Source organism: Terriglobales bacterium (assembly GCA_035937135.1).
Taxonomy (GTDB): domain Bacteria; phylum Acidobacteriota; class Terriglobia; order Terriglobales; family Acidobacteriaceae; genus DASYVL01.
The window spans coordinates 1-7956 of the sequence record DASYVL010000039.1 but is presented as its reverse complement, the minus strand read 5'-3'; the positions used below and the strand labels follow the sequence as shown (position 1 = coordinate 7956).

The following is a 7956-nucleotide window of genomic DNA, read 5'->3' as shown; positions in this document are numbered from 1 at the left end:
GTCACCTCGACGGCGATGGCGACGGCGCTGATGGCCGAGCGCAGCGGCCGGTGCACCACGTTGGCGACGATCATCTTGTTCATCATGGGAGATTCCCTGCGCCGTCCCTCGACGCACAAGGAATCCTGCATTGTACCGTGCCGGCGGTTGCGAATGAGAGCGGCTAGTGGCTACGGGCCTGGTCAAGGCGATAGCGCGCTACGTTGCGGGAGTGTTCCTGGGCAGTGGCGGCAAAGCGGTGGCGGCCCTGGTTATCGCTCACGAAGAAGTAGTAGTCGGTGTGCGCCGGGTGCATGGCGGCCTGGAGGGAGCTGCGTCCCGGGTTGGCGATGGGGCCAGGCGGGAGGCCGGGATAGCGATAGGTGTTGTAGGGCGAGTCGAAGTCGAGGTCGGACTGATGGATGACTCCGCGGTAACGTCCGGCGAGCAAGGCGGCGTAAACCACGCTGGGGTCGGTGGCCAGGAGCATGTCGCGGTCCATCCGGTTCTGGAAGACGCCGGCCACCACCGGGCGCTCCTCGGGTGCGGCGGTCTCTTTCTCCACGATGGAAGCCAGGGTCACCACGCCGTGGAAGTTGGAGTCGAGGCCGAGGGAACGCGCTTCCTGGCGGAAGCGGCGCACCATGACGGCAGCGACATCGTGCAGGCTTTGGGTGCGGGTGAAGTGGTAGGTGTCCGGGAAGAGATATCCCTCGAGGGAGCGGGCGGTAGGGTCGAGGTCGGAGACCAGGGAGAGGTCGGAGCGCGCGAGATCGAGGAACTGCTTCTGAGTGCCGAGGCCCGCGGCTTCGATAGCGGTGGCAACTTCGAAGATGTTGTAGCCCTCGGGAATGATGACGGCGCGGATGACGATGTCGCCGCGAGCCAGGCGGTCGTGGACCTCGAAGGCGTCCGCGGCGTGATCGAAGCGGTATTCGCCGGCCTTGAGTGCAGGCCGGCCCTGATAGTAGTGGAGCGCAAGGAAGGCGGAGGAGCTGCGGATCAGGCCGGCGTTCTGGAGGTCGGCGGCGATGCGGCGCGCCGAAGAGCCCGGGCGCACGAGCACGAACTTCTCCACCGCCGGGCCGATGGGCTGGCAGAGGCTGTAGGCTAGCCAGCCGGCGGTCAGCAGGACCGCAATCAGAATCAGAGTGGTCAGGGCGCGTAGCACGCTGTCAGTCTAGATGATTCTTGCCGGACGCCGGTGACCGTGCGGCCCGGCTCTCGAGAAAATTCTGGAGGATGAGGACCGCGGCCATGCGGTCCACCGCTTGTCCGCGGCGGCGGATGCTGATCTCACTCTGGCGGAGGACGCGGTTGGCCTGGGCGGAGGTGAGGCGCTCGTCCCACAGATGCACCGGCAGGCCAAAGCGGCGGCGGAGCTGCTCGGCGAAGGTGGAGACCTTCTCCGCCTGCGCGCCCGGGTGGCCGCTCATCTTCAGGGGATAGCCGACGACAATCTCGGCCACCGTGTATTCGCCGATCAGCGATTCCAGGTGGGCCAAGTCCGTGCGCTTGTTGGTGCGGCGTAGCGTGTCCAGGCCCTGGGCGGTGATGCCCAGGGGATCGGAGACGGCCAAGCCGATGGTGCGAGCGCCGACGTCCAGAGCCAGGATGCGTCCGGGGGAAGTGGAGGGGGACACAGCGGGATTATAGAGGTTGAGAAAGCAAACGCCGCGCAAGAGGGCGCGGCGGTTCGAACCCTGCGAAAGGGACTCAGGCCTGGGCGGTGACTTCGGGGAATTTGAGCTTGGACTTGGCCAGGGCGCGGGTGAGCAGATGCTCGATGTCATCCTCGGGTAGGTTCTTGGCCAGCGCGATCTCGCTGACCAGCAGATAGCGGGCGCGGTCGAGCATCTTCTTCTCGCGGAAGGAGAGCGGCTTGGTGCGGTTGAGCAGCAACAGACTCTTGAGCACGCCGCAGACCTCCTGCAACGCGCCGGTACGCATCTTCTCCGAGTTTTCCTTGAAGCGGTATTTCCAGTCGGTGTGGTTCTCACACTTGCAGGCGGTGAGGAAGTCGAGGACCTTCTGCACCTCGCCGTTGCGGATCACCCGCCGCAAGCCGACGCTGGCCACGTTGTGAAATGGCACCATCACCTTGAGGCTGCCGCCGTTGATCTTCAGCATATAGAACTTCTCTACGTTGTCCCCGAGGGTGCGGCTCCCAATCTGCTCGATGACTCCTACACCATGGTTGGGGTAAACCACCTTGTCGCCAATCTGGAAGACGCCGTTACTGTTCATTCAGGGCACCCTATATAGGACCGGAGGGTTATCGGAGGAATAACAATTAAGTATAGACCGCAGGGCGACGAAAAGCAAACTCGCGCCGGCGACAAGATACAGAAAACAAAACTGTTAGACGCGGAGGTAAGGGGCGCACCGGAAGGCTCGCCGGATTCCGGATGTGGAACTGGGGAAATCTTGCGGAGACTAACTTATTCGTCAACTCGCAGTCGAGTGGCGGCGGGCGGACGGGGCGCTCTCGCGCCTAGGTGCTATACAGCCGGCAGAGGCGCAAATATAATGGCGGGCAGCCAAGGGCGGGGACGGCGATTCCTAGCTTGGACCGCGCCCGGCCGGCGTCCTGGAGCCGGCCTCCATGCGGATTCCCCGCATGGGGAACAGGTTTCAACCCATGCCTGAACATGTAAAGAGGAAGCTCGAAGCGGAGATACGAACCCTCGAACACGAGCTGACCCACGAACTGCCGCAGGAGTTGAAGAAGGCCATCGCACACGGCGACTTGACGGAGAACGCCGAGTACCACATGGCCAAGCAGCGGCAGGAGATCGTGCGGGCGCGGCTGGGCCAGCTGAAGCAGCGCATGGCCGACCTTTCCCTCATCAACATGAGCAGCATTCCTCGGGACAAGGCGGCCCTGGGGTCGAGGGTCGTGGTCTTCGACTCGACGCGGAACGAGAAGATCGAATACAAGCTGGTGACCAGCGAGGAATCGGACGTTTCCAAGGGGCTGATCTCCACCGCCTCGCCCATCGGGCGGGGCCTGATGGGAAAGAAGGTAGGAGACAGGGCCACGGCAGTCACCCCCGGGGGCAGCCGGGAGATGGAGATCCTGAAGCTGACCACGATTCACGACGAAGCCGAGGCCGGCGCCTCCGGCTCCGACTCGTCCTCCGAGGCGAAATGAGCTGGACCAGCGCGGTCGGAAGGTCGGCCCAATTCCTGATCAACCTTATCGTGCGAGCGCTGGTGCTCACCCGCATCACTCCCAACGCCTACACCTACATTGGGCTGGCATTGAGCATCGGGGCGGCGTTGCTGTTCGGATACGCGGCGGGAGAAAACCAGCCGCGACTGTTCCGGTACGCCGCGCTGGTGATCTTGCTGGCGGGATTCCTGGACATGCTGGACGGGCAGGTGGCGCGCGCCAGCAATCAGGCCACAGTGTTCGGAGGCTTTCTCGATTCGGTGCTGGACCGCTATAGCGACGCCGCTCTGTTCTTCGGCCTGCTGGTTTATTACGCGCGGGCGAACCGCTTTTTCTACGTGGTGCTGACGGCGGTGGTGATGATCAGCTCGGTGATGGTCAGCTACGCGCGGGCGCGGGCGGAGTCGCTCATCGGGAGCTGCAAGGTGGGATTCATGGAGCGGCCCGAGCGGCTGGTGCTGGTGATCCTCGGCGGACTGTTCAACCGCATGGCGCCGGCGCTGTGGGTGATCGCTGTCATCTCCAGCATCACCGTGGTGCACCGCATCCTCTATACCCGCCAGATGACCCGGCCGCTGGAGGCGGGGAGCGCGGACACGGCGGCCCCGGCCGCTCCCTGATGCGACTTCCAGAGAATTTGTCCCGAATGTCGGCAAGGACGGCCGCGGTTCGCTCGCGGCCGCTGGGTGAGGACGTTTGAGCCATTCTCCGGTCCTGGTGGTGCACGGAGGCGCCTGGAACATCCCGGACGGGATGGTGGAGGCGCACCTGCGCGGGACGCAGGCGGCCCTAGCTGCCGGCTGGCGGGTGTTGGAGGGCGGCGGCACGGCGCTGGAGGCGGTGGAAGCGGCCATCGTGTTGATGGAGGACGACGATACCTTCGACGCCGGCCGGGGCAGCTTCCTGACCCGCGAAGGCCGGGTGCAACTGGATGCCCTGCTGATGGAAGGGGCGACGCTGCGAGCGGGAGGGGTGGGGTGCGTGGAACGCATCCGCAATCCCATCCGCGCGGCGCGCAAGATCCTGGAGGAAAGTCCCCACGTGTATTTTGTCGGCGAAGGGGCGGAGCGCTTCGCCCAGGAGCACGGCATCCCGCTGTGCGACAACCGCGAACTGGTGATCGAGCGGGAGGTCGAGCGCCTGAAGGAAGCGCAGGCGCAGGCTGCAGCGGGGAAACCACAGGAGATTTTTGCAGCATCGGATCCCTCTCACGACACGGTGGGAGCACTGGCCCTGGATGGGAGCGGGAACCTGGCGGCCGGGACCTCGACCGGCGGCACGCTCAACAAGGCGCCGGGGCGCGTAGGGGATTCTTCGCTGATCGGCTGCGGCTGCTACGCCGATAACGCGAGCGCCGCCGTCTCCTGCACCGGCTGGGGCGAGCCTATCATGAAGCTGGTGCTGGGAAAGTGGGCTGCGGACCGGGTGGGCGCAGGCGCGCCTCCCGCGCGAGCCGCGACCGGGGCTATGGAGTTGCTCCGGAAGCGCCTGGACGCCCGCGGCGGCATCATCGTTCTGGACGCCAGCGGCCGGATGGGGCTGGCGCACAACACGCCGCGCATGGCCTGGGCGTGGAAGACCGAGCGAAAAGAGGCCTCCGGAATCTCCTGTCCGAACCATCCGGAACCAGCCTAGACCCCTCCGGTTCTACCTTCCTGCTTGCCTTGTCACTCCCTCCTGATGTAAAAGTGCCAGCGTCTCCAGCCTGAGTCGACCGTCAGGGGAATCCGCCTGCGACCTGAGCTTTGCTAAGAAGGTGAGCCATGAATCGAGCACTGAAACTCGCTTGTGTAATGTTGGCAGGAGTGCTGCTGGTAGCGGGCGCGATGGCCCAGAGTGTGGCCACCGCGGACCTGCGCGGTACCGTGAAGGATCCCAACGGCGCCGTAGTGAGCAACGCCACGGTAACGGTGCGGGACGAGTCCCGGGCCTTCGAACGCACCACCACGACGGACGCAGACGGCAACTATCGGTTGCTGCTGCTGCCGCCCGGGCACTACACGCTGACGGTGGAGGCGCCCGGCTTCGGCAAGGCGGTGGCCAAGGACGTGGGGGTCACGGTGGGCCAGCAGGCGGAGTTCTCGGTGACGTTGCACGTGGCGGCCGCCACCACGGAAGTCACGGTGACGGGAGAGGCTGCGTTGGTGGAGACGCAACGCACTTCCTCGACCACCACCATTGGGCAGCAGCGCATCGACAACCTGCCGATCAACGGCCGCAACTACATCAATTTCACCCTAACGGACTCGCAGGTGACGCGGGACGTAGCGCCCTCGATCGGGGCTGCGCCCACCTCCGGGTTGAACTTTGGCGGGCAGCGCGCCCGCGCCAACCTGGTGAACGTGGACGGGGCCGACACCGTGGACGCTTCGGTGAACGGCATCCGCTCGACGGTTTCGCAGGAGGCGGTGCAGGAGTTCCAGATCATCACCAACAGCTATGCGGCGGAATACGGGCGCGCCTCGGGCGGGGTGGTGAACATCATCACCCGTTCGGGCGGGAACGCCTTCCACGGTACGGCCTTCGGTTTTCTGCGGCACCGCTCCATCCAGGCCGACAATCCCTTCACCAACACTCCCAACCCGGCCTACACGCGGGTGCAGGCGGGCTTCACGCTGAGCGGGCCCATCAAGAAAGACAAGACGTTCATCTTCTTTTCCTATGAGACCACCCGGCGGCACGAGACCGGATTCTCGGACGTGGGCCGGGACTGTCTGGGAGTCGTGAGCTGCTTCGGGCTGGTGACGACAGACGTTTCCAGCAAGTTCGTGCTGCCGGCAGGCAGCATCGTGATCCAGGCAACGCCGGCGCAGGCGGCGGCCATCGCCGCGCTGGCCCCGGGCCTGCTTGCGCAGGCGTACTCTTTCTTCGTGGGCTCTGCGTCGGCCATCGCCCTGAACGGCACCCTGGTCGGCACAGGCGCTGTCGGCCTGCAGCTTACTCCGTTTAACTTTGGCAACGCCTTCGGCCCACAGCAGTTCGCAACCAGTTGCAATGCAGCTTCCCCAAACAGCCTGTGCGCCGGGCTGCCCACGAACTTCACGCCGCTGACCACCCAGATCGGAAACTACCCGGTGTTCGAGGGCACCAGCCTCTGGTCGGCGCGCCTGGACCATCGCTTCAACAACAACAACACGGCAATGCTTCGGGTGAACGTTTCGCCTAGCACGCAGAACGGCATCCAGGTGAACGCGCAGAACCAGCCTTTCGGGCAGAACGCCTTTTCGCGCACCTCGGTGCAGCAGTTCCGCGATTTCGCGGTCACGGCGCAGGATACCTGGCTGATCGGCAACAACAAGATTAACGAGTTCCGCTTCCAGTATGCGCGGCGCGGGCTGCGCTACAACTTCAACACGGCGACGCCCGATGGCGCCAAGTCGGCGGTGAACATCGTGGGATTCGCTTTCTTCGGGCGCGAGCCGTTCTCCTTCGTGGACCGCGTGGAGAAACGCTACCAGTTCGCCGACAACTTCTCCTGGGTGAAGGGGAACCACTCCTTCAAGTTCGGCGCCGACATCCAGCACATCCCGATCAACGCGTCCTTTACCGTGAACTTCGGGAACGTGTACAACTTCGGCGCCCTGAGCGCCACTTCACTGAGTGCCTTGTTCGCCGGGCGGCCGGGCTTTTCGTCGGTTCAGGCGTACGGACTGGGGATCCCCTCGACCATGGTGCAGGGCATCGGCAATCCCAACGCGGCTTTCGGCGTTACGCCCATTGGCTTCTACGCGCAGGATTCTTGGAGGATCCGGCCCAACCTGACGCTGAATTACGGCGTGCGCTACGACGTAGAACTCTCTCCCACGTTCGGGGCTGCGAACGCGCTTTCCGCGGCCGCCTACGATGCGCTGGGGATCCAGAAGGGCTTCGCGACCGACACCAACAACATCCAGCCGCGCATCGGGATCGCGTGGGACCCGTGGAAGGACGGCAAGACGGTATTTCGCGCCAGCCTAGGGATGTTCTACGACAACCCACTGCTGGGGCTGAGCTTTCTGGGCAATGCGACCGACGGGGTAGGCACGCCGCAGTTGCTGCTGTTCGGCGGCGCGCCCTGCTCGACGGTGGCTCCGCTCTTACCCGCTCTGACGCTCAACGCGACCAACGTGTTCCAGGGAATCCTGAATCGACCGACCTGCCTGGGCGCGGCGGCGGCGGGCAATATGGGATACCTGCCGGGCGAGCAGCGCTTCGACCCGTTCTTCCCCAACTCGACGTTCATCAACCAGAACTACCTGAACCCGGCAACCTTCCAGCCGCTGCTGTCGCAGCCCTTCGGCTTCCCCACGGGCAAGGGATTCGAGCATGCGTATGCGGAACAGGCGGGAGTTTCCTTCGAGCACGACTTTGGTGGCAACTTCGCGCTGACCCTCTCCTACAACTACACGCACGGCGTGCATCTGAACCGGCCCATCAATGTCAACCCGGTCCGGGGCGACCTGCTGGTTCAGAACTGGTTCAATGCCGTGAAAGCCGGCCTGATCCCGGTCACCACCTCTCCGCTGTCGGTGACAAGCTGCGGTGTTTTTGCCACAGCCGGTGGACCGGTGAACGTGGTGCCGGCGTCGCTGGTGAGCTTCTTCCGTCCCTCGGGCATCAACCCCTCAATGGCGCCGGTATTCGGCGGCCCGTGCACGGCCTTTGCCACCGGGGTGATAACCGCCGAAGGCCTGGGGCTGGGCGTGACCGTGCCCTTCAGCGACATGGTGGCCAACTTCTCCAACGGGAGCTCGGTATACCACGGCCTGACGGCGCAGATGCGCAAGCGCTTCAGCCGCAAGTACGAGTTCCTGGCGTCGTAC

General features: G+C 64.6%; 7 protein-coding genes. 4 read left to right on the top strand and 3 right to left on the bottom strand.

The features are described 5' to 3' along the window. Positions 1–163 precede the first annotated feature (163 nt). The 3 genes from mltG to VGQ94_02040 all read right to left on the bottom strand — a co-directional run bounded on the left by mltG (position 164) and on the right by VGQ94_02040 (position 2226). Positions 164–1150, bottom strand: a complete 987-nt coding sequence (gene mltG / locus VGQ94_02050) for an endolytic transglycosylase MltG (protein HEV2021286.1) — start codon at positions 1148–1150, stop codon at positions 164–166. A gap of 4 nt (positions 1151–1154) precedes the next feature. Beyond that, on the bottom strand, positions 1155–1622 hold the full coding sequence (ruvX, locus tag VGQ94_02045) for a Holliday junction resolvase RuvX (GenBank protein ID HEV2021285.1): 468 nt from the start codon (positions 1620–1622) through the stop codon (positions 1155–1157). 73 nt (positions 1623–1695) lie between these two features. After that, complete coding sequence (locus VGQ94_02040) at positions 1696–2226, bottom strand: CarD family transcriptional regulator (protein HEV2021284.1); 531 nt, start codon at positions 2224–2226, stop codon at positions 1696–1698. A 394-nt stretch (positions 2227–2620) separates the two neighbouring features. On the opposite strand from VGQ94_02040, the gene greA reads away from it, so the two are divergent. The 4 genes from greA to VGQ94_02020 form a co-directional block, all read left to right on the top strand. Next, positions 2621–3133, top strand: a complete 513-nt coding sequence (gene greA, locus VGQ94_02035; GenBank protein HEV2021283.1) for a transcription elongation factor GreA — start codon at positions 2621–2623, stop codon at positions 3131–3133. Next, a complete protein-coding gene (locus tag VGQ94_02030; protein HEV2021282.1) occupies positions 3130–3774 on the top strand; it encodes a CDP-alcohol phosphatidyltransferase family protein in 645 nt (214 codons plus the stop codon). Before greA ends, VGQ94_02030 begins: the two co-directional genes overlap by 4 nt. Positions 3775–3850: 76 nt before the next feature. Beyond that, the gene (locus tag VGQ94_02025; protein HEV2021281.1) at positions 3851–4789 is read left to right on the top strand and encodes an isoaspartyl peptidase/L-asparaginase; all 939 of its coding nucleotides are present in this window, start codon (positions 3851–3853) and stop codon (positions 4787–4789) included. A 128-nt stretch (positions 4790–4917) separates the two neighbouring features. After that, the coding region (locus VGQ94_02020; protein HEV2021280.1) for a carboxypeptidase regulatory-like domain-containing protein at positions 4918–7956 on the top strand (3039 nt) is incomplete at its 3' end.